Genomic DNA, 21,693 nt, shown 5'->3' on the forward strand with positions numbered 1-21,693 from the left:
TCCGGCCGCCCGCCCCGCGCGAACATGGCCACGACGGTGGGGCGTTCGGAGGGGGCGGATTACCGTGTTCGGATCACCTGATTCCCCTGCGGCCGTACCGTCCGCCCGGCGGTCGGCCGTCATGCTGGCGCTGCGGTACTACATCGGGCAGTTGCGGAGACAGTGGCCGCTCACCGTACCCGCGCTGGCACTTCCCGCGCTCGGGAACATCTGCCTGTTCTACCTCGCGCCGCTGGTGGTGGGCGGGATCGTGGGGCGTCTGGCCGAGGGCGGGGACGGCACCGCCGAGGTGCTCCTGCCGTACGTCCTGGGCTTCGGCGCGCTGCTGATCACGGGCGAGGTGCTGTGGCGGGCGGGTGTGCACGCCCTGATCCGCGTGGACGCCCGGGGGATCGAGGAGCTCGGCGCGACGGGCATGAACGAGTTCCTGGCCAAGGACGCCACGTTCTTCCACGACAACTTCGCCGGCTCGCTGACCAAACGCGTGCTGAACTTCTCCAACGGGTTCGAGGGCTTCACCGACACCCTCGCGTTCTCGATCGTCGCCAAGTTGACGCCGGTGGCGTTCGCCTCGGTGGTGCTGTGGCGGTACCACCCGCTGCTGGTCGTCGTCCTGGTGGGCCTCATCGCCGTCACCGGCTTCCTCGTCGCCCCGCTCGTCCACCGCCGCCAGAAGCTGGTGGACCGGCGAGAGGCCGCGAAGGTGCGGGTGTCCGGGCACGTCTCCGACGTCCTGGCCAACATGGAGACCGTCCGCGCCTTCGCCGCCGAGGACCGCGAGGAGGCCGAGCACCACACCCGGCTCGCCGAGCAGCGCAGGCTGACCGTGCGGTCCTGGGACTACAGCAACCTCCGGGTGGACACCGTCGTCGCACCGCTGTCGGTCCTCAGCAGCACGGCCGGGCTGCTCCTGGCGGTCAGCCTCCGCGGCGGCCTCGGCGTGGAGGCGATCGTGGTGACGTTCACCTACTACTCGAACGCGATCATCATCATGTTCGAGTTCAACCAGATCTACCGCCGGATGGAGAGCGTGCTCACCGAGGCGGCCCAGTTCACGGAGCTTCTCCTGACGCCGCCGCGGGTGACCGACCCGGAGAACCCGCAGCCGCTGCGCCCCGCCGACGCGAGCGTCCGTTTCGAGCGGGTGGAGTTCGCGCACGCCGGCAACCCGCCCTTGTTCGACGGCCTGGACCTGAACATCCCCAGCGGCACCAAGATCGGCCTCGTCGGCCGCTCCGGCGGCGGCAAGACCACCCTCACCCGCCTGCTGCTCCGCCTCATGGACATCGACCAAGGCCGCATCCTGATCGGCGGCCAGGACATCACCCGCCTGCGCCAGGCCGACCTGCGCGGCCTCATCGCGTACGTCCCCCAGGAACCCGCCATGTTCCACCGGTCGTTACGCGACAACATCGCGTTCGCCCGGCCGGGTGCCACCACGGCCGAGATCCACCAGGCAGCCCAGGCGGCGCACGTCACCGAGTTCGCCGAGGCCCTCCCGGACGGCTTCGACACCCTGGTCGGCGAACGCGGCGTCAAACTCTCCGGCGGCCAGCGGCAACGCGTCGCCCTCGCCCGCGCCATCCTGCGCGACGCCCCCATCCTCCTGCTGGACGAAGCCACCAGCGCCCTCGACTCAGAAAGCGAGATCCTCGTCCAGGAAGCCCTGTGGCACCTGATGCGCGACCGCACCGCCATCGTGGTCGCCCACCGCCTGAGCACCGTCGTCCGCATGGACCGCCTCGTGGTCCTCGACCGGGGCCGCATCGTGGAACAGGGCACCCACCACGAACTCCTCCAGGCCCAGGGGCCGTACTCCCGCCTGTGGCACCACCAGTCCGGCGGCTTCCTGGTCGAGGAGGAGGACACCCCCGCGGCCGTCCGCCGCTGACGCGGCCCGGAGAGATCCGTGGCGAGCCCGCCGGTAGTGACTATCCGCATGAAATGTCAGGATTGGAGTCGTTTGCCCTTTAGCGATAGGTGAAAGCATGACAGTCGATCACGGCCGCAGAGCTCTGGTGATCCGGGGGGGCTGGGAAGGCCACGTCCCGGTGGAGGCCACCGAGCTCTTCATCCCCTTCCTTGAGGAGCACGGATTCGAGGTGCACAGGGCGGACTCGCCGGCGCCGTACGCGGACGCGGCGTTCATGTCCGGGGTCGACCTCGTCGTGCAGTGCTACACCATGGGCACGATCAAGCCGGAGGAGCTCCAGGGGCTGGAGGCCGCGATCCGGGCCGGGACGGGGATGGCCGGCTGGCACGGCGGCATCGCCGACTCCTTCCGCAACTCCTCCGACTACCTGCACCTCATCGGCGGGCAGTTCGCCTGCCACCCCGGCAAGGACCCGGCCGAGCGGGACGGCTCGCAGGCCGACAACTTCGTCCCGTACACCGTCACCATGCTGCCCGCGGCGGCCACCCACCCCATCACCGCGGGCATCGCGGACTTCGACCTGGTCACCGAGCAGTACTGGGTGCTGAGCGACGAGTACGTCGACGTGCTGGCCACCAGCACGCAGAAGATCCGCCCGTGGGACCCCTGGCACAGGGAGGTCACCTCACCGGCGGTCTGGACCCGCGAATGGGGCAGCGGAAAGATCTTCGTCGCGACCCCGGGGCACAGTCTCGACGTCCTGCGCGACGACAACGTGCGCACCATCATCGAGAGGGGAATGCTGTGGGCCAGCCGGTGAACATCGGTGTCGTCGGGTGCGGGGTCATCTTCGCCCAGTACCTCCAGACCATCGACCGGCTGCCGGGACTGCGGCTCGTCGCCGTGGCCGACCAGGACCTCGGACGCGCGAGGGAGGCGGTGCGGTCGCACGCGGAGGTCGACGTGCTGAGCGTGGCGGAACTCATGGCCGACCCGCGCGTCGACGTCGTGCTGAACCTCACCATCCCCGCCGCGCACGCCGAGATCGCGTTGCTGGCCGTCGCGGCCGGCAAGGACGTCTTCAGCGAGAAGCCCCTCGCCGCGACCGGCGAGGACGCCGCGCGGGTGCTGCGCGCGGCCGCCGCCGCCGGGGTGCGGGTGGGCTGCGCGCCGGACACCGTGCTCGGCACCGGCACGCAGACCGCGCGCAAGGCGATCGACGACGGCCTGATCGGCAGGCCGATCTCGGCGACCGCGATCATGATGACGCCCGGCCACGAACGCTGGCACCCGAACCCCGACTTCTACTACGCCCCCGGCGGCGGCCCGCTCCTGGACATGGGCCCCTACTACATCACCAGCCTGGTCACCCTGCTCGGCCCGGTGACGACGGTCGTCGGCGCCGCCAGCCGTACACGCGCCAAGCGGACCATCGGCTCGGGCCCCCGCGGCGGCGAGGAGATCCCGGTGTCCGTGGACACGCACGTCACGGGCGTGCTCGTCCACGCGTCGGGGGCGATGTCCACCCTCGTGATGAGCTTCGACGGGGCGGCCACCCGTGCGCCCAACATCGAGGTGCACGGCGAACGAGGCTCGCTCGCCGTCCCGGACCCCAACCACTTCGACGGCCCCGTCCTGCTGAAGAGGGTGACCGGGGAGGACTGGGAGACCATCCCCGCCGGGGCCGGCTACACCGAGGCCGGGCGCGGGGTGGGCCTGGCCGACTTCGCCGCGACGCCGGCGGGCCGGGAGCCCCGCGCGGGCGGAGCGCTGGCGTACCACGTGCTCGACGTCATGGAGTCACTGCTGTCCTCGGCGCACTCCGGGACGGCGGTGACCGTCACGAGCACATGTGAACGGCCCGAGCCCGTGGCACTGATCCCGTTGGGGTGAGGCGTCCCGCGCCGGGGCAGGTCGCGGCGTGGTTCGCGGCCACGACCTGCCCCGCGCGCGGCCACCCGCCGCGCCCGGCCCGGCGAAAACCGTTCGCTACCGCCGCCCACCCTGCGTCACCATGGCCATTGGCCATGAGTGTTCGAAGGGCGGGGGGGCTGTGAGCGAATCACTCGATTTCTCCGAAGACGAACCGCCCGCCCGCAGGTCGGCCGTCATGCTGGCGCTGCGGTACTACAACGGGATGCTGCGGGAGCAGTGGCGGGTCGCCGTGCCCGCGCTGACCCTTCCCGCGCTCGGGAACATCTGCCTGTTCTACCTCGCGCCGCTGGTGGTGGGCCGGATCGTGGGGCATCTGGCCGGTGGCGGGAGCGGCACCGTCGACGTGCTCCTGCCGTACGTGCTCGGCTTCGGCGCGCTGCTGCTCGCGGGTGAGGCGCTGTGGCGGCTGGGCCTGCACTTCCTGAACCGCACGGAGGCCCGGGGCATCGAGCGGCTCGGCGCGACGGGCATGAACGAGCTGCTGGCCAAGGACGCCGCGTTCTTCCACGACAACTTCGCCGGTTCACTGACCAAACGCGTGCTGAACTTCTCCAACGGGTTCGAGGACTTCACCGACACGCTGACGTTCTCGATCATGGCCAAGCTGGTGCCGCTCGCGTTCGCCTCGGTGGTGCTGTGGCAGTACCACCCGCTGCTGGTCGTCGTCCTGGTGGGCCTCATCGCCGTCACCGGCTTCCTGGTCGCCCCGCTCGTCCGCCGCCGCCAGAAACTGGTGGACCGGCGAGAGGCCGCGAAGGTGCGGGTGTCCGGGCACGTCTCCGACGTGCTGGCCAACATGGAGACCGTCCGCGCCTTCGCCGCCGAGGACCGCGAGGAAGCGGAACACCGGATCCGCCTCGCCGAGCAGCGCAGGCTGACCGTGCGGTCCTGGGACTACAGCAACCTCCGGGTGGACACCGTCGTCGCACCGCTGTCGGTCCTCGCCAGCACCGCGGGCCTGCTGCTCGCCGTCGCGCTGCGCGGCGGCCTCGGCGTCGAGGCGATCGTGGTGACGTTCACCTACTACACGAACACGATCAGCATCATGTTCGACTTCAACCAGATCTACCGCCGCATGGAGAGCGTGCTCACCGAGTCGGCCCAGTTCACCGCGCTCCTGCTCACGCCGCCGCGTGTGCTCGACCCGGCCGATCCGCAGCCGCTGCGCCCCGCCGGCGCCGGCGTCCGTTTCGAGCGGGTGGCGTTCGCGCACGCCGGCAACCCGCCCCTGTTCGACGGCCTGGACCTGAACATCCCCAGCGGCACCAAGATCGGCCTCGTCGGCCGCTCCGGCGGCGGCAAGACCACCCTCACCCGCCTGCTGCTCCGCCTCATGGACATCGACCAAGGCCGCATCCTGATCGGCGGCCAGGACATCACCCGCCTGCGCCAGGCCGACCTGCGCGGCCTCATCGCGTACGTCCCCCAGGAACCCGCCATGTTCCACCGCACACTCCGCGAGAACATCGCCTTCGCCCGGCCAGGCGCCACCGACGCCGAGATCCACCAGGCGGCCCACGCCGCCCACGTCACCGAGTTCGCCGAATCCCTCCCCCGCGGCTTCGACACCCTCGTCGGCGAACGCGGCGTCAAACTCTCCGGCGGCCAGCGGCAACGCGTCGCCCTCGCCCGCGCCATCCTGCGCGACGCCCCCATCCTCCTGCTGGACGAGGCCACCAGCGCCCTCGACTCCGAAAGCGAGATCCTCGTCCAGGAAGCCCTGTGGGCCCTGATGCGCGACCGCACCGCCCTGGTGGTCGCCCACCGCCTGAGCACCGTCGTCCGCATGGACCGCCTCGTGGTCCTGGACCGGGGCCGCATCGTGGAACAGGGCACCCACCACGAACTCCTCCAGAACCAGGGCCCCTACTCCCGCCTGTGGCACCACCAGTCCGGCGGCTTCCTGGTCGAGGAGGACACCTCGGACGCCGTCACCCGCTGATCCTCGCCGTCACGGCCGGGTCAGGACGATGTGCAGGGCCGGGTGGTCGGTGTATCTCATGCCGATCACCTCGGTGCGGGTGAAGCCCATGTTGGCCGTGAAGACGTGCTGGACGGAGCCGTCTCCCTTGCGGAAGAAGGGGGACGCGTTGCAGTCCTGGACGTTGAGCCCGAACAGCGGGGCGTACCGGAGGTTGAAGTCGCCGGCCAGCACGGTCGGCTTGCCGGCCAGCGCCCTGTCGCGCAGCATCGCGACGGCCGCCTTGCACTGCGCCATGGCGACGTTCCCCGTGGTCGACAGGTGGGTGCTGCAACCGATCAGGTCGGGGAACTCCACGCACACGTACACCCGTTTCTCGGTCCCGCTGTCCTGGGTGGCGTACACCCCGGAGAAGACGGTTCCCGCGGTGGGTGAGCGGAAGATCAGGCCGTTGCCGTACTCGTCGCCGTTGGTGCAGCGCACGGGCGTGCCGTCGGGGCGGCGGGCCGGTGCGAACGTGCCGAAGCCGTTGCCCATGGCGGTGGCCAGTGGCGGCAGGTCGTTCCTGCAGATCTCGTTGAGCGAGACGACCTGCGGCTGCCTCGCGTTGATGACGTCGCGCGCCTCCTGGAGGGTGGCGGCCCCGTTGTAGCAGGCGGTGTTGACGCCGCCGTGGCACAGGTTGAGCTGCAGTACGCGGTACTCCTGCGCGGCGTTCGCGGAGGAGGCGCTCACCACCGAGGCGGTCGCGACCAGCATGAGGACGAGGAGAGGGACGGGCAGCAAGAGACGCATTGGTTCCCCTTACGCCGGCACATCGCAGCGGCCGGTCTCAACCCCGCCCAGACGGCACCGGGCCGCGGACAGGCGAAACCGATCTAGACGACAGCGTACCCAGATGATCCCGGCCGTACGAGACCGGAGCCGGGCCGCCGGGCCGGCGGCCCCCGCGCGGCCACGGGATTTCTCCGTAGGGTGAAGGCATGTTCTTCGAGCCCCCGGCGGCAGAGGAAGAAACGACCCGCCCGTCCAGGCCCGGACTGCCGGCCTGGTACGCGCCCCCGGCGGAAGAGATGGGCGCCGTGGTGGTCAGCGGTCTGGTGCTGGCCCGCACCCCGGACGTCGCCGTCACCTTGCCGACGCTCCAGGCCTTCGGCAACGGCTGCCTGATGAACGTGGACATCGTCCTGCGGCGCCACACCCTGTCCCCCGGTGACTTCCAGGCCCTCCAGCTGTCGGTGTACCCCCACATGGTCGGCGAGGTGGGCGCCGACCGTCTGCCGGACAAGCTCCTGCGATTCGGCGTCCGCTTCGCCGGCGGCGTCAAGGCCACCACCGTCGGGCAGAGTTTCGACCTGACGAGGCTCCAGCGGGACCCGCCACCGCCACCGCGGCTCTCGTTGCTGCTCGGCGGCGTCTCCATGCGCAGCGGCGACGACGACGCGGGCGTCGTCACCATGGGCCTGTGGCTCTGGCCCTCCCCACCCCCGGAGACCTTCGAGCTCGCCGTAAAGTGGCCCGCCGCCGGAATCGACCTGAGCATCACCGCCCTGGACGGCGCGGCTATCGCGTCCGCCGCGGGCCGGTCGCTCCCGTACTGGCCGGACTCCGCGCCAAGCGATTAGCCGCCCTTCCCTCTTCCCCGCGCACGGCGTGAAACGGGCCTTACGCGGGCCTGTTGCATAATTCATGTATTTACGGTAGGAAATATATGTGTTTATGCAGGCATGCCCCGGGAGGAGGCCGTGACCTCTCCCGTCTCCCTCCGCCCCGATCCGGCCGCCGACCCGGAGGCCGGTCCCGCGGCGGGGCGCGGCCCGGGGGCACCCGGGCGGAGCGTCCGGCGCGGCTGGGTGCGCCGGTTCGGTGTGCGCGTGCTCTCCCTGCTGGTGTTGCTGGTGTTGTGGCAGGTGGTGGCGGCCGCGATGCGCAACCCCTCGTTCATTCCCTCGCCGCGCGCGGTGTGGGACCAGCTCGTGCAGACCTCGACCGTGCACGACGGTGTCCGGGGGTACAGCGGCCACCTGCTCGTCGAGCATCTGGGGGTCAGCCTGCGCCGCATCCTCGTGGGCTCGGTCCTCGGCGTCGCGGCCGGGCTCGTGCTCGGGGTGGTGATGGGCACCGTGCCGTGGATCCGCGTGGTGACCGAGCCGTTGGTGACCTTCGTCCGCGCCCTGCCGCCCCTGGCGTACTTCAGCCTGCTGGTCATCTGGTTCGGCATCGACGAGAGCCCCAAGTTGTGGCTGCTCACCATCGCCGCGCTCCCGCCGGTCGCCGTCGCCACCGCCTCGGCCGTGTACGCCGCCCCGGCGGGGCTGGTGGAGGCCGCGCGGGCCCTCGGCGCGACGCGGTGGAACGTCATCGGGGACGTCGTGCTGCCGAGCGCCCTGCCGGAGATCTTCACCGGCGTACGGCTGGCCGTGGGCATCGCCTACTCCTCCGTCGTCGCGGCGGAGACCATCAACGGCGTCCCCGGCATCGGCGGCATGGTCCGCGACGCCCAGCGTTACCTGCAGACCGACGTCGTGGTGCTGGGGCTGCTCGCCATCGGCATCTCGGGTCTGCTCATCGACGGCGCCCTGCGCCTGCTGGAGCACAGGTTCATCCCGTGGCGTGGCCGCGCCTGAAAGGAAACACCCCCCATGATCACTAAGCGACTGCGCAGCCTGCTGCCCCTCGCCGCGGCCGCCCTGGCGGCGTCCCTTCTGGCCGCCTGCGGCGACGGCGCCGCCTCCGGAGGCGTGGGCGGCGGCGCCCCGGCCACCGGGAAGACCATCCGCCTGGCCTACCAGGCGTTCCCCAGCGGCGACCTCGTCGTCAAGAACAAGCGCTGGCTGGAGGAGGCGCTCCCCGGCTACCGCATCACCTGGACGAAGTTCGACTCCGGCGCCGACATCAACACCGCCTTCGTCGCCAAGAGCGTCGACATCGCCGCCATCGGCTCCAGCCCGGTGGCCCGCGGGCTGTCGGCTCCGCTCAACATCCCCTACCAGGTGGCGTTCGTCCTGGACGTCGCCGGCGACAACGAGGCGCTGGTCGCCCGGGACGGCAGCGGCATCACCACGATCGCCGGCCTTCGCGGCAAGAAGGTGGCCAGCCCGTTCGCCTCCACCTCGCACTACAGCCTGCTCGCCGCCCTGGACCAGGCCAAGGTGCCCGAGTCGGAAGTGAAGATCATCGACCTGGAACCGCAGGACATCCTGGCGGCCTGGACACGCGGCGACATCGACGCCGCCTACGTCTGGCTGCCGGTGCTGGACACCCTCAAGAAGAACGGCAAGGTGCTGATCACCAGCCGCGAGCTCGCCACCGCGGGCAAGCCCACGCTGGACCTCGGCGTCGTGTCCACCGCCTTCGCGCAGGCCCACCCGGACGCCGTCGACGCCTGGCGCAAGGCCGAGGCCAGGGCGCTCGACCTGATCGCGAGCGACCGGACCGCCGCCGCGACCGCGATCGGGGCGGAGCTGAACATCAGCCCCGCCGACGCCGGGCAGCAGCTCGACCTGGGCGTTTTCCTCAAGCCCGCCGACCTCTCCGGTCCCGAGTGGCTGGGCACCCCCGGCGCCCCGGGCGGCCTCGCGCGCAACCTGCTCAGCGCCGCGGAGTTCCTCAAAGCCCAGCAGAAGATCGACGCCGTGCCCGACCTGGAGACCGTCAACAAGGCCATCTACAACAAGGGACTCCCCGATGCCCTCTCCTGAGAGCGCGGGAACGGCCGCACCGGAGCGGCGGCTGCCCGCCGCCGTCGAGGTGCGCGAGGTGGAGCACGTCTACGGCCGGGGCGCGGACGCCGTCGCCGCGCTCGGGCCGCTGTCCCTGACCGTCGCGGACGGCGCCTTCCTGGTGATCGTCGGGGCGTCGGGCTGCGGCAAGAGCACCCTGCTGCGGCTCATCGCCGGCTTCGAGCCGCCCACCACCGGAACGGTGCGCGTCACCGGCGCCGCCCCGGTCCCGGGAAAGGGAGCCGGCGTCGTCTTCCAGCAGCCCCGGCTGTTCCCCTGGAAGACCGCCGGCGGGAACGTCGAGCTGGCGTTGCGCTACGCCGGGGTGCCGCGGGCGGAACGCCCCCGCAGGACCGAGGAGCTGCTGCGCCGGGTGGGACTGCACGACGTCGCCGGCCGGCGCGTCTGGCAGATCTCCGGCGGCCAGCAGCAGCGGGTCGCGATCGCCCGCGCGCTGGCCGGGGACGATCCGCTGCTGCTGCTCGACGAGCCGTTCGCCGCGCTCGACGCCCTCACCCGCGAGCGGCTGCAGGAGGACCTGCGCCGGATGAGCGCCGAGACCGGCCGCACCTCCGTCTTCGTCACGCACAGCATCGACGAGGCGGTGTTCCTCGGCAGCCGCGTCATCGTGCTGACCCCCCGTCCCGGCCGCGTCGCCCTGGACGTCGACGTCGACCTGCCGAGGACCGGGCTGGAACCCGACGAGCTGCGCGCCCATCCGCGGTACGCCGCGCTGCGCGCCGAGATCGGCCACGCCGTCCGCGCCACCTGACCCGAGAGAACCCGGAGGATCACGCCATGACCGTCACGACGGCACACCCGGCCGCCACGCTGACACTCGACCCGCTCGGCCCCGCCTTCGGCGCCGAGGTCCTCGGCCTCGACCTGGCGAGCGTCACCGACGCCGAACTGGCCGCCGTCCGCGCCGCGCTCGTGGACCGCAAGGTGCTGTTCTTCCGGGACCAGCGCCTCGACGAGGACAGCCAGGTCGCCCTGGGCCGGCGCCTCGGCGAGCTGACCCCCTCCCACCCGGTCGTCGCCGGCGTGGACGAGGCGCACCCGGAGATCTACGCGATCGACAGCGCCGACAACGGCTTCGCCGACGTGTGGCACACCGACGTCACCTTCATGCCCCGCCCGCCGCTCGGCTCCATCCTGCGCGCCGTCACCCTGCCGGAGTCCGGCGGCGACACCAGCTGGGCCGACGGCCAGCTCGCCTACGAGTCCCTGTCGCGGCCCGTCCGGGAAATGGCGGACCAGCTGACCGCCGTCCACGACGGCAACCGCGAGTTCGGCTACTACCTGGCCCAGCGCCGCGGCGGCAAGGGCAACGTCTGGGACGGCCGCACCGTCACCGCCCTCGACCCGGTGGAGCACCCGGTCATCCGCGTCCACCCCGAGACCGGCCGCAAAGGCATATTCGTGAACCCCGGCTTCACCTCGCACATAGTGGGCGTGTCGGACGCCGAAAGCCGCGCCGTCCTCGACCTGCTCTACGCGCATCTGACCAAGCCCGAACACATAATCCGCCACCGCTGGCGCCTCGGAGACGTCGCCATGTGGGACAACCGCAGCACATCCCACTACGCCAACCGCGACTACGGCACCACCCACAGAGTGATGCACCGCATCACGCTCCGCGGCGACCGTCCATTCGGCCCGGAAGGTCCCGCCACGGCGTAGCGCAAATGGGGTCCAAGCATTACTGGCGGCCCTACTAATACTGAATTCGCCACCGGTGCCGAAATCGCCGCCGCGACAATCGCGTGCGAAACGGAGAATGAGCGGGAGGGTCAGCGGATCTCGGGGAGCACCGAGGCGAGCAGGTCGACGACCGTGCCCGGGTCCGGGATTCCCTGGCTGTAGGTGTAGGCGACGGTGAACCCCAGGGCGCGCAGGTCCAGGAGGCGGCGGGTGAGTGTGTCCTTGGTGGTGGCCGGGTCCACTCCGATGACCGTCGTCTTCTCGATCTGGTCGTAGTCGCGCCTCGCGTCGTCGCAGTGGCGTCTGAGGACCTCCAGCCTGCGGGCGGCGTCGGGGCCGGCGAAGATGTTGCAGGCGTCGGCGTAGCGGGCGACCAGGCGCAGGGTCCTGCGTTCGCCCTCGCCGCCGATCAGGAGGTAGGGGCGGGGACGGGAGACGGCGGGCGGGGAGTTGAGGGTGCGGTCGAGGCGGTAGTGCTCGCCCTTGTAGGGGGCTTCGCTGCCGCTCCACATCTGCAGGCAGATCTGGATCGCCTCCTCCAGCCGCTCCAGGCGTTCCGCGGGGGGCGGGAAGCGGAAGCCGAGGCCCCGGGACCCGTCCTCGTTCCAGGCGGCGCCGATGCCGAGGCCCGCGCGGCCGCCGGAGAGGACGTCCAGGGTCGTGACCTGCTTGGCGACGAGGCCGGGCTCGCGGTAGACGACGCCGGTGACCAGGGTGTGCAGGAAGTCGGCGACGTGCAGGCCGAGTTCCATTGCCGGGCTCCTTTACGAGGTATCTGCCGATCTTGTGCCACCACATCGGACCCCGGGTATCCCGGATCCGTCTGATATCCATATTGACATCGTTTCGGCTCCGCGAATGGAATGACGCCGTGTGTTCTCGGCGCGCCGGCCCGGTGAAACTTTCACGGTGTACACGCCGGTTCGGCGGGGTCGAACCCGGCGGGAGATCCCCGCCGAGGTCGTCGATGGGGGGATCGTCGACCGTCGTATGCCGTCCCGCCGCGCACGGGCGATTTCCGCCCGCCGGCGGCACCATTAAATGCGGTAATAAAAAGCATTGACGGAGGCCGAAAGGCCGTCTGACGGCCTGAACGCGCATGCTGTGGAATAGAGCGGACAGTCTCTTGCCGGCCTGCCGAGGTGGCTTTCCCGAAAGATGGGGAGCCCGTGAGTGGCGACGCCGCCGGTGCGTCGCGAGTAGCAGAGCAATCACGAAATGCGACGATCGGGGAGGTACCTCGTGCCGAAGAAGGCGGATTGGACGAGCTACGGCGAGACCAGGGCGCTGGTGGACGACATAGCCTCGGCGTACCTGCTGCGAGGACGGCAGGGGGAGAGCTCTTCACCCACCCCTCCGACACTCACCCGCTGGATGACCGAGGTGGTCGACGGCGTGCTGGAGCGCATGCGGGCGCATCCGGACGAGGAGCGGGAGCAGGCGCCGCGGAGCGCCTACGACGTCCACAGGGCTCGTCCCGGCGAGAGCTCATGGACGACGACGGCGCTGTACGAGGTCGCGCTCGGCGCCCTGGCGTCGCGCGAGGCGATAACGGCCCGGTGGAACATGACCGAGCTGAGCGTCGCGCTCCACCAGGTGCTGACCGAGCAGCTCAGGCTCGCCGCGCTCTCCTCCGAGAGCGCGCGGTTCGAGCGGCTCCGCGCGTCGCTGAGGGAGGAGCGCAGGCGCGTCGCGAGGGAGCTCCACGACCGGGTGGGACACGGGGTCTACCTCGCGCTCCAGCATCTGGATCTGTACGAGCGCTACGCGGGCCGGCACCCCGACCAGGCGGCCGCGAAGCTGGTCAGGGCCGTCGAGATGCTCGACGAGGCGCTCGTGACGACCCAGCAGCTCGCCACGGAGCTGCGGCGGCCCATGCCGGGCGAGGATCTCGAGTACGCGTTGCGCGCCTACCTCGACATCTGCGCGCCTTCGACGGTGCACACGCACGTCGCGTTCTCCGGCGACACCACGAGGCTCACCCCCGGCCTCAACGAGGAGCTGTACCTGATCCTGCGCGAGGCGATCAGGAACGCGCTGCGCCACTCCGACCCCGGCAGGGTGACGCTGGACGTCGAGGTGACGGCGAGGGAGGTGCGCGCCACGGTCTCCGACGACGGGGCCGGGTTCGATCCGGCGGCCATGGCACGGACCGGCGGCCTCACCGCCATGCGTGAGCGAGCGGACGCGCTGCGGGGGACGCTGACCGTGCTCAGCGTCGCCGGCGGCGGCACCATGGTCACCCTGGAGGTCCCGCTGACGCCGCCGCGGCACGGGGAGTCCCCGGAGAAGGACGAGCAGTGACGCCGCGGGAGCACTCGTGACGCCCATCAGGGTCGTGCTGGCCGACGATCACGCGCTGTTCCTGGAGGGGATGACGGAGGTCCTCGCCTGCCACGACGGGTTGGAGGTGGTGGGTGAGGCGGCGACGGGAGAGCGCGCGATCGCGGTGACCCTGGAGACCCGGCCGGACGTGCTGCTGCTCGACGTCGAGATGCCGGGTCCCGGCGCCGCGGCCGTGATCCGGCACCTGCGCGACGCGTGCCCGGAGACCTCCGCCGTCGTGCTCACCATGCACGACGACGCGGTGGTCATGCGTGAGCTCCTTGACTGCGGCGCCGCCGCCTACCTCACCAAGGCGGTCCGGTCGGACGGCCTGGTCGCCGCGATGCGATCGGTCCGCAGCAATCCCGCGACCGTGCCGCTCTCGGTGTCCTGGCGGACCCTCGGCGGGCTCGTCGCGCGGGGCGAGGAGGCGGCGCCCGTCCCGCTGACGGTCAGGGAGCGGGAGATCCTCCACCTCGTGGCCCGCGCCATGAGCAACTCGGCGATCGCGGAACGGCTCGGCGTGACCCCGGCCACCGTCAAACGCCATCTCACCAACGTCTACGCCAAGCTGAACGCCGCGTCCCGGATCGACGCGGTGCGCAAGGCGTCGGAGGCGAAGCTGCTCGGTCCCACGTCCCACGTCGCGGGGCCCAGGAGCGGAAGGTCCTACGAGCCGCCGCCGCGAAGCACGCCCCAGCGGTGACGCGGGCCCTCGTGCGGGGTTGCCGCGTCGCGCAGGACACCCGTGAACGCCTTGTCGTAGGCGTCGACGCACGCCTCGACGCCGAACAGCCCTCTGGCCCGCGCGCGCCCCCGTTCCCGCTCGCGCGCGGGCAGCCGCGCGAGCTCGCGGACGGCGCCGAGCAGGGCCGCCGGGTCGCGGGGCGGGACGACACGGCCGAATCCCGTCGTCACGACGGGATGGCGTCCCCCGGGGAGGTCGGTGGTGACGCTCGGCACCCCGGCCATCATCGCCTCCGCCTGGACGATGCCGAACGACTCGGCGATCGACGGGAGCGCGAAGACGTCGATCGACGCGTAGAAGTCCCGGATCGCCTGCCCGCGCAACAGCCCGAGGAAGCGGATGCGGCCGTCGTCTCCCGCCTCGTGCCGCAAAAAGCCGATGTTGCTGCCGCCGGCGACGTTCGTGTAGTCGCCGCCGATCAGCAGCCGTGCGTCCGGGTCGTCGAGCGTCCTGAACGCCCTGATCAGGTACTCGATGCCCTTCTCGTCGGCGATCCTGCCGAGGAACCCCACGTGCAGGCCGGGCCCTTCCCGCAGGGTGGGGGCCCCTCCCCCGCGCTCCTCGCAGGGCGCGGGGATCGGCTCCACCGGCCGGGTGCGCAGCACCGGCCACAGCCGTGAGCCGCGCATCTGGTCGTCGCTGTTCACCACGATCAGGTCCGAACGGCGCAGCGCCACCCTGGCAGACGCGTCGGCGAAGCCCATCCCGAAGGAGTTCAGCCTGCCGGGCGGGAGGAAGGCGTCGATGTGATAGGTGGTCACCACCGGGATCCGCCGGGCGCACCAGCACACCACGGCCGCCTCCGGCATCGGCACGTGCAGGTGCAGCAGCGACGACCGGGCGGCCAGTCGGGCGGCGAGCGGCGGGAGGCCGGGGCTGAGCACACCCTTGCGCACCCGCCCCACGACCGGCGCGCGGAAGACGTGCACGCCGTCGATCACCTCGTGGTCCGGCAGACGGCGGTCGTGCCGGGTGCAGGCGACCGCGACGCGCCTCCCCCGCCCGGCGAGCCCTTCGGCGATCAGCCGGGCCGACTCGGTCAGGCCGCTCACGTACGGCGCGTAGTAGTCCAGGGCCACCGTGATGTCGAAACGGATCGGCGTCTTCATGAGGCACTCCTTCCGGCGCGGCCGCCGGTGTCGGGGGGACCGTGTCCGCGCTCAGCCCACGGCCACGGAGAACGCCTGGCCGAGGTGGTCGGAGAGCGCACCGGCGGGTTCGAAGCGGTAGTCGCTCACCCGGGCGCCGGTACCGGCGAAGACCCAGTCCAGGCGCCACACCCGGGGGAACGGGTAGTCGGTCGCCGGCCAGGACGAGGGGTACAGCGCGGCCGTGGGATCGGCGCGCCGGAAGCGCGGCCCGAGCCCGGCCATCCGGTCCAGCCCCATCCACGGGGAGTTGAAGTCTCCCGCGATCACCGCCGGAAGCGGGTTGCGCGCGGTGTCGGCGCGCAACGCCGACAACTCGCGCTGCCGCAGCGTGTACTGCTCGCCCGCGAAGCGGTAGAACTCCGCGCCCAGGGGGCTGGTGCCCCGGCGCCACGGCACGAACAGGTGCACGTTGTAGACCGTCAGGGTCGTCGCGCCCGCCCGGATGTCGACGCGCTGGGCCTTGTTGCCCCGCCAGTACCAGTCCGTTCCGGCCTGGGGCACGGCCCGCGGGTACGTCGCCACGACCGGCAGCCGGGACAGCGTGACCAGCTCGCCCTCGGCCACGACGTGGTAGCCGGGGAACTCGGCCCGCAGGCGGGCGGTGTCGTCCACCTTGAGCGGTCCCCCGCGGGCGTCGTCCCAGAACAGGTACTCCTGCAGCAGGTAGACGTCCGCCCGCTTGCTCCGCAGGAAGGCGAAGAACTCGCCGGGGTCCTTGTCCTGCGTCCAGACGTCGGTGTTCCAGGTGAAGAACGTCACCCGGGCTCCCGAGCCCGCCGCCCCCGCCTCGGGCACGCCGAAGGTCAGGCCCGACATCGGCACACCCAGCACGAGCAGGGCCGCCAGCAGCACCGACAGCGGGCGGCGCACGGGCCGGGCCAGGGGGACCACCGCCAGCAGCGCCAGCGGCACCAGCACCATGATCAGCGGAGGCGCGAACTCGGCCACCATCCACAGCCACCACCGGCCGTGCAGCAGCGCGTGGGCCAGCACGTACACGGTCCAGGCCGCGGTGGCGGCCACCACCAGCCGCGTGCCGAGGCACCAGCGGGCGCGCGGCGGCGACCGCGGGTCCGCGGACGTCACGGGGACTCCAGGCGCAGCCCGGTGTACAGGCGCAGGACGGGTCCGGCGGGCACGCGCACCTCTTCGACCAGGCCGAAGTTCCGGCGCAGCGCGGGCTGGAGCCGCTGCCGCCGGTCGCCGTAGAGCCGCGCGTCCTCACCCGTGGACAACCGCAGGGCCAGGTCCCACAGCGGCGAACTGCCCGGGGTGACGACGACCAGGACGCCACCCGGCCGCAGGACACGGCGGATCTCGCGGCACGCCGCCTCGATGTCGCCGACGCATTCGAGGGTGCTGACGGCGACGGCGCAGCCGGCGAAGCCGTCGGGGTAGGGCAGCGCCTCGGCCGAGCCGGTGGTCAGCGTGGCCTTCACCCCGTTGCCGGCCAGGCGCCCGGCGACGTCCTCGGCGTACGGATGGGTGTCCACGCCGTGCAGATCGTCGCAGTGGCGCGCCAGCTCCGGCATGAACACGCCGCTGCCGTACCCGATCTCGATCATCGTGCCGAAGCGCTCCCCGCCCAGCAACGAGACCGCCATGCGGAAACGCATCCGCTGCACCCGCCGCAGCACCGGCCGGTAGTTCCAGTCCGGATGGTCGATGGCGCTGGTCCGCACCAGCGCCGACTCCGGCAGCAACTGCAGCGACGCCGGGCGTGTGCCGGTCATGCGCCCGCTCCGAGCGACGGCGCGACCAGGCGCAGCCCCGTGTACAGGCGCACGGCGGGGCCGCCGGCGGCGGGCACGCGCACCTCTCCGGCGAGGTCGAAGTTCCGGCGCAGCGCGGGCTGGAGCCTCTCCCGACGATCGCCGTACTGGCCCGGCCCCTCCCGGGTCGCGACGCGCAGGGCCAGGTTCCACAAGGGGGTGGCGCCGGGGGTGATGACGATCAGGACGCCGCCCGGCCGCAGGACGCGGCGGATCTCCCGGCTCCCCGCCTCGATGTCGCCGACGTACTCCAGCGAGCTGACGGCGACCGCGCAGTCCGCGAAGCCGTCGGGGTAGGGCAGCGCCTCGGCCGAGCCGGTGGTCAGCGTCGCCTTCACCCCGTTGCCCGCCAGGCGCCCGGCGACCTCCTCGGCGTACGGATGGGTGTCCACGCCGTGCAGATCGTCGCAGTGGCGCGCCAGCTCCGGCATGAACACGCCGCTGCCGTACCCGATCTCGATCATCGTGCCGAAGCGCTCCCCGCCCAGCAACGACACCGCCATGCGGAAACGCATCCGCTGCACCCGCCGCAGCACCGGCCGGTAGTTCCAGTCCGGATGATCGATGGCGCTGGTCCGCACCAGCGCCGACTCCGGCAGCAACCGCAACGGTCCGGACAGTACGCCGCTCATCGGCCGACCTCTCTCGCTGATCGCTCGGTCATGTTCCATGTCTGGCCCCGCAGCACCGCCGACGCCACGCCAACCGCGAGCCCCGCCGCCAGGACCACGGTCACCAGGAAGTGCACGGCCATGAAGTACGGCACGAACGCCGGGCCGCGCGCACGCCGCACGAAGCCGGGGAGCCGGGGGTCGGCGAAGCCGAAGAGCACGGCGAAGGCGGCCGGCACCGCGAGCCAGGGTGCGCCGAGCAGGCCCAGAGGAAGCGTGGCGACCACCATCCCGGCGGCCACGACGCCGAGCGGGGGGTGGGCCCGCTCCAGGCCGGCGGCGCCGCGGCGCCTGGCGGCGAGCGCCATCCCGGCCAGGGGCACCGATCGCCGCCACTGCTCGGCCAGCAGCCCTGTCAGCGTGGCCTCGTCGTCGTGGCGTCCCGTCACCGTGCCGGTGAGGACGATCCGGTGCCGGGCGGGCAGCCGTCCGCTGAACTCCACGTCCTCGCAGTCACGCAGGTTCTCGTCGAACCCGCCCGTCTCCAGCAGGACGTCGCGGCGGATCGCGGCCAGGGCGAAGACGGCCGTGCGCACCTCGCCCTGGAGCCGTCCGCGCCAGGCGGCCGCGTGGATGAGCTGGTAGTGCTCCACGGGCCCGTCGTCGATCAGGGGCTCGAGATCGTAGGACCCGTGCACGCACGCGACGCCGGGATCGCGGCCGAGGATCGCCACGGCGTTCGCGACCGCGTCCGGGGCGAGCGCGACGTCCGCGTCCACGAAGAAGACGACGTCGCCGCCGCTCGCCCGCACCCCGGTGTTGCGGGCGGCCGACACCCCGCCGTTGCGGGCCCGCCTCATCACCGTGCAGGGGGTCCGGGCGGCGATCGCGCCCGACTCGTCGGTGCCGGCGTCGTCGACCACGATCACCTCGCGGATCGGGTACGTCTGCGCGAGGACCGCCGCGAGGCAGCTCCCGATCGTGCGGGCCGCGTTGTAGCAAGGGATGACCACGGAAACCGTAAGTTCCTGCCGCATGGCGGCCATGCTAGGCACGCCCTCTCGATTCCCGTGGTGAGCGAAGCTGGACTACCCAGCGTGATCCAGACCGGCTATCGATGGTGTGCAGGACGCCCGCTTACGGTTCCCGCATGACGGCTGACCCTTCCACTGTGCGCGGCGTGGTGGCCGCGCCGGGCCCCCGGCGGCGCCGGGGCCTGCGCCGCGTCCTGACCGGCGCGGGCGCGGCGGTGCTCCTGGTCTTCGCGTGGTACGCGCTGGGCGACCTCGACTGGTCGGTGCTGACGGCCGTGGCCGACCCCGGTGACCTGGTCCTGCTCGGCGCGGCGTTCGCCGTGAACGCGCTGGGGCTGGCCCTCGCGATGCTCGCGTGGCGGGCGCTGGTGGTCGCGCTCGGCTCGCCGCTGGACGTGCGGACCGGCGCGCGGATCTACTTCGTGGGGGTGCTCGCCAAGTTCGTGCCCGGCCGGGTGTGGACGCTGGCGGCGAACATCCGCATGGGCCAGGCGGCCGGTGTGCCGCCGGCCCGGATGGCGACCGTGTACCTGCTGATCACCCTCACCGCCGTGCTGACCGGCGTGGCGGTGGGCCTCGTCGCCGCGCCCGCGGTCCTGGGCGGCGCGGGCCTGTGGACCGCCCTGGCGGTGGTGCCGCTCGCCGTGCTCCTGGCCCGGCCGGGCCTCGTCCACCGGGTGGCGGTCGCCGCCGCGCGTGTGCTGCGCCGTCCCGCGCCGCAGCGGGAGGCGGACGCGGCGGGGATCCGGCGGACCATCGTCGGGCAGGCGCTCTCCTGGGTGGTCGCGGGCGTGCAGTTGTGGCTGGTCGCCGTCGCGGCCGGGGCGCCGCCCCTGCGGGCGCTACCGCTCTGCCTCGGCGCGTTCTCGCTGGCCGCGGTGGCCGGGACGCTGGTGGTGGTCGTGCCGGACGGCCTCGGCGTGCGCGAGGCGATCCTGATGGGCGCCCTCGCCGCGCTGCTGCCGCTGCCCGCCGCCGGTGCCGTCGTGGTGGGGAGCCGCCTGGTGTGCACGCTGAGCGAGGTCGCCTGCGCGGGCGCGGTCCTGCTGGCCACCGGGATCCCGCGCGGACGGCGCTCCCGCTGACCCGGTCACACGACCCTGGCCAGGGAAGGGATCGGCGGCGGGGGGCGCGTGTCGTGCAGCAGCGAGTGGTAGATCCCCGTCAGCTCCCCCGAGGGGTCCACCCCGAGGCGGTCGGACAGCAGGGCGCGCACCTCGTGGAACGCCGCCAGCGCCTCGGCCCGCCGGGAGGCGTAGGCGAGCGCGGTCAGCAGCAGCGCCCACAGCCGCTCGCGCAGAGGGTTGCCGGCGACCAGCGAGCGCAGCTCGGCCACGAGTCCGGCGTGGTCGCCGCGGGCGAGCCGTACCGCGGCGAGACTCTCCGACGCGTCCAGGCGCAGCTCGGCGAGCCGGGCGCGCTCCGCGGCGGCGAGCGGGCCGGACGCGCCGTCCAGCGGCCGGGGGCCGGTCCACAGCGCGAGCGCCGCGGCGAACGCGGCCTGCGCGCTGTCCGGCCCGCCGGCGAGAAGGGCCGTGCGGCCCCGGGCGAGGTGCCGTTCGAAGACCGTGGCGTCGACCTGTTCGCCGGTGACGGCGAGCTGGTATCCGGGGCGGTGGGAGTGGAGCACGGCGTGTTCCCCGAGCAGCCGCCGCAGCCGCCCGATGTAGGTGTGCACGAGGTTGGCCGCGCTCATCGGCGGGTCGTCGCCCCACAGATCCCCGGCGACCTGCTGGACGGAGACGACCGAGCGGCGGCGCAGCGCGAGGACGGCGAGGATCTCGCGCTGCTTGACCGGGCCGAGGTAGACGGGGCCCCCGGCGGCGCTCGCCGTGATCGGGCCCAGCAGGCTGATCCGCAGGTCCGTGCCGAGGCCGCTCATGACCCCACCAGCAGACCGGACAGCAGCGGGACGTGCCGCGCGCCCGCCACCACCGCCAGCGCGGTCGCCCACACCAGCGAGGTGACCAGCAGGACGCGGTCCCGCAGCAGCGTGCGCACCGGGTCGCCGCCGCCCTGCTCCACCACCACGACCTGCAGGTACCTGGCGAGGGCGAACACCACGCAGGGCAGTGACACGATCAGCGCCGCGTCGGTGTGGGGCTCGGCGAACCGCCGGTCGCTGAGGTAGAGCATGAAGGTCGTGGCGGTGAGCACGCCGCCGAGGACCATGAGGTAGTCGAGGAACTGGATGGAGTACGCCGCCAGGGACGGGCGGTGCGCCATGCCTCCCACCGTCATCTCGTGCCGGCGCTTTCCCGCGATCATCAGCAGGCAGAGGGTGAAGACGGACGCGAGCAGCCAGACGGACATGCGCGTCTGCGCGGCGGCGTAGCCCTGCGCGGCCCGCAGGACGAACCCGCTGGTGACCACGAAGACGTCGAACAGGGCCACGTGCTTGAGCCAGTGGCTGTAGGCGACGTTGACCACGAGGTAGGTCAGCAGCGGCCAGACGGGGATCGCCGGTCCCGTCACCACGGCGAGCAGGAGCAGGAGCGCCAGGACCGCCGCGAAGGCGCGCGCGGAGGCGAGGCTCACCGTCCCGGCCGCGAGGGGGCGGCTGCGCTTGGCGGGGTGCAGCAGGTCGCGTTCGCGGTCGGCGATGTCGTTGACCACGTAGACGACCGACGACGCGATGACGAACAGCACCAGGGACCAGCCCACGCGGGCCGCCGTCGTCAGGTCCAGCCGCTGCGCGTCGAACATCACGAGCGGCACGACCAGGAGGTTCTTGGCCCAGTGGCCGGGGCGCGCCAGGCTGATCAGCGCACGCACGCGCAGGCCGTTCGGCCTGGCGAGGGGTGGGGTGGGCGGGGAGAGGGGCTCCCCGCCGGTGATGGACGATGTGGGCACACCAGTGCCGCCTGCCTGCACCATTACCTCCATACCAGGGGTTG

At 72.3% G+C, this 21,693-nt stretch carries 21 protein-coding genes; 12 read left to right on the forward strand and 9 right to left on the reverse strand.

What is annotated here, in order from left to right:
• The first annotated feature begins 121 nt into the window (after positions 1-121).
• The 4 genes from ACFP1K_RS15995 to ACFP1K_RS16010 all read left to right on the forward strand — a co-directional run bounded on the left by ACFP1K_RS15995 (position 122) and on the right by ACFP1K_RS16010 (position 5,750).
• Entirely contained in the window at positions 122-1,891 is a 1,770-nt protein-coding gene (locus ACFP1K_RS15995) for an ABC transporter ATP-binding protein (protein WP_380753235.1), read from the forward strand.
• Positions 1,892-1,988: 97 nt separating this feature from the next.
• Complete coding sequence (locus tag ACFP1K_RS16000) at positions 1,989-2,693, forward strand: ThuA domain-containing protein (protein WP_380753238.1); 705 nt, start codon at positions 1,989-1,991, stop codon at positions 2,691-2,693.
• On the forward strand, positions 2,678-3,766 hold the full coding sequence (locus ACFP1K_RS16005) for a Gfo/Idh/MocA family protein (protein ID WP_380753241.1): 1,089 nt from the start codon (positions 2,678-2,680) through the stop codon (positions 3,764-3,766). The genes ACFP1K_RS16000 and ACFP1K_RS16005 overlap by 16 nt, the downstream gene beginning before the upstream one ends.
• 160 nt (positions 3,767-3,926) lie before the next feature.
• Positions 3,927-5,750 (forward strand): ABC transporter ATP-binding protein, encoded by a 1,824-nt coding sequence (locus tag ACFP1K_RS16010; protein WP_380753244.1) that lies wholly within the window; start codon positions 3,927-3,929, stop codon positions 5,748-5,750.
• A gap of 9 nt (positions 5,751-5,759) precedes the next feature.
• Here the strand turns inward: ACFP1K_RS16010 and ACFP1K_RS16015 are convergent, their stop codons facing one another.
• Positions 5,760-6,524, reverse strand: a complete 765-nt coding sequence (locus ACFP1K_RS16015) for an endonuclease/exonuclease/phosphatase family protein (protein ID WP_380753247.1) — start codon at positions 6,522-6,524, stop codon at positions 5,760-5,762.
• 188 nt (positions 6,525-6,712) lie between these two features.
• Between ACFP1K_RS16015 and ACFP1K_RS16020 the strand changes: the two genes are divergently transcribed.
• The 5 genes from ACFP1K_RS16020 (at position 6,713) to ACFP1K_RS16040 (ending at position 11,134) form a co-directional block, all read left to right on the forward strand.
• Positions 6,713-7,354, forward strand: a complete 642-nt coding sequence (locus ACFP1K_RS16020; RefSeq protein ID WP_380753250.1) for a hypothetical protein — start codon at positions 6,713-6,715, stop codon at positions 7,352-7,354.
• A 120-nt stretch (positions 7,355-7,474) separates the two neighbouring features.
• Positions 7,475-8,356: an ABC transporter permease gene (locus ACFP1K_RS16025; RefSeq protein WP_380753254.1), complete on the forward strand. Its 882-nt coding sequence runs from the start codon at positions 7,475-7,477 to the stop codon at positions 8,354-8,356.
• 15 nt (positions 8,357-8,371) lie between these two features.
• Positions 8,372-9,430 carry a taurine ABC transporter substrate-binding protein gene (locus ACFP1K_RS16030; protein ID WP_380753257.1) on the forward strand — a complete coding sequence of 353 codons (1,059 nt, stop codon included), beginning with the start codon at positions 8,372-8,374 and terminating at the stop codon, positions 9,428-9,430.
• Complete coding sequence (locus ACFP1K_RS16035; protein ID WP_380753260.1) at positions 9,417-10,223, forward strand: ABC transporter ATP-binding protein; 807 nt, start codon at positions 9,417-9,419, stop codon at positions 10,221-10,223. Before ACFP1K_RS16030 ends, ACFP1K_RS16035 begins: the two co-directional genes overlap by 14 nt.
• A 26-nt stretch (positions 10,224-10,249) precedes the next feature.
• Entirely contained in the window at positions 10,250-11,134 is an 885-nt protein-coding gene (locus tag ACFP1K_RS16040; RefSeq protein ID WP_380753262.1) for a TauD/TfdA dioxygenase family protein, read from the forward strand.
• Positions 11,135-11,244: 110 nt separating this feature from the next.
• Here the strand turns inward: ACFP1K_RS16040 and ACFP1K_RS16045 are convergent, their stop codons facing one another.
• Positions 11,245-11,907, reverse strand: coding sequence for an LLM class flavin-dependent oxidoreductase (locus ACFP1K_RS16045; RefSeq protein WP_380753265.1), 663 nt, complete (start codon positions 11,905-11,907; stop codon positions 11,245-11,247).
• Positions 11,908-12,397: 490 nt separating this feature from the next.
• Here ACFP1K_RS16045 and ACFP1K_RS16050 point away from each other — a divergent pair, with 490 nt between their 5' ends.
• On the forward strand, positions 12,398-13,459 hold the full coding sequence (locus tag ACFP1K_RS16050) for a sensor histidine kinase (protein WP_380753268.1): 1,062 nt from the start codon (positions 12,398-12,400) through the stop codon (positions 13,457-13,459).
• A 16-nt stretch (positions 13,460-13,475) separates the two neighbouring features.
• Positions 13,476-14,186, forward strand: a complete 711-nt coding sequence (locus ACFP1K_RS16055) for a response regulator (RefSeq protein WP_380753271.1) — start codon at positions 13,476-13,478, stop codon at positions 14,184-14,186.
• On the opposite strand, the gene ACFP1K_RS16060 is transcribed toward ACFP1K_RS16055, so the two are convergent.
• The 5 genes from ACFP1K_RS16060 to ACFP1K_RS16080 are packed head-to-tail and all read right to left on the reverse strand — an operon-like array spanning position 14,150 to position 18,799.
• Complete coding sequence (locus ACFP1K_RS16060) at positions 14,150-15,337, reverse strand: glycosyltransferase (RefSeq protein ID WP_380753274.1); 1,188 nt, start codon at positions 15,335-15,337, stop codon at positions 14,150-14,152. The genes ACFP1K_RS16055 and ACFP1K_RS16060 overlap by 37 nt on opposite strands.
• A 51-nt stretch (positions 15,338-15,388) precedes the next feature.
• Positions 15,389-16,465: an endonuclease/exonuclease/phosphatase family protein gene (locus ACFP1K_RS16065; RefSeq protein WP_380753277.1), complete on the reverse strand. Its 1,077-nt coding sequence runs from the start codon at positions 16,463-16,465 to the stop codon at positions 15,389-15,391.
• Entirely contained in the window at positions 16,462-17,112 is a 651-nt protein-coding gene (locus ACFP1K_RS16070; RefSeq protein ID WP_380753280.1) for a class I SAM-dependent methyltransferase, read from the reverse strand. The genes ACFP1K_RS16065 and ACFP1K_RS16070 overlap by 4 nt, the downstream gene beginning before the upstream one ends.
• Positions 17,109-17,783 carry a class I SAM-dependent methyltransferase gene (locus tag ACFP1K_RS16075; RefSeq protein ID WP_380753283.1) on the reverse strand — a complete coding sequence of 225 codons (675 nt, stop codon included), beginning with the start codon at positions 17,781-17,783 and terminating at the stop codon, positions 17,109-17,111. Before ACFP1K_RS16075 ends, ACFP1K_RS16070 begins: the two co-directional genes overlap by 4 nt.
• Entirely contained in the window at positions 17,780-18,799 is a 1,020-nt protein-coding gene (locus ACFP1K_RS16080) for a glycosyltransferase family 2 protein (protein ID WP_380753286.1), read from the reverse strand. Before ACFP1K_RS16080 ends, ACFP1K_RS16075 begins: the two co-directional genes overlap by 4 nt.
• A gap of 113 nt (positions 18,800-18,912) precedes the next feature.
• On the opposite strand from ACFP1K_RS16080, the gene ACFP1K_RS16085 reads away from it, so the two are divergent.
• A complete protein-coding gene (locus ACFP1K_RS16085) occupies positions 18,913-19,881 on the forward strand; it encodes a lysylphosphatidylglycerol synthase domain-containing protein (protein WP_380753289.1) in 969 nt (322 codons plus the stop codon).
• 5 nt (positions 19,882-19,886) lie between these two features.
• Here the strand turns inward: ACFP1K_RS16085 and ACFP1K_RS16090 are convergent, their stop codons facing one another.
• A complete protein-coding gene (locus ACFP1K_RS16090) occupies positions 19,887-20,678 on the reverse strand; it encodes an AfsR/SARP family transcriptional regulator (RefSeq protein ID WP_380753292.1) in 792 nt (263 codons plus the stop codon).
• A complete protein-coding gene (locus ACFP1K_RS16095; protein ID WP_380753295.1) occupies positions 20,675-21,649 on the reverse strand; it encodes a UbiA prenyltransferase family protein in 975 nt (324 codons plus the stop codon). Before ACFP1K_RS16095 ends, ACFP1K_RS16090 begins: the two co-directional genes overlap by 4 nt.
• Positions 21,650-21,693 lie beyond the last annotated feature (44 nt).

It is taken from the genome of Sphaerisporangium aureirubrum (assembly GCF_042658925.1).
In the GTDB taxonomy this organism is placed as follows: Bacteria; Actinomycetota; Actinomycetes; order Streptosporangiales; family Streptosporangiaceae; genus Sphaerisporangium; species Sphaerisporangium aureirubrum.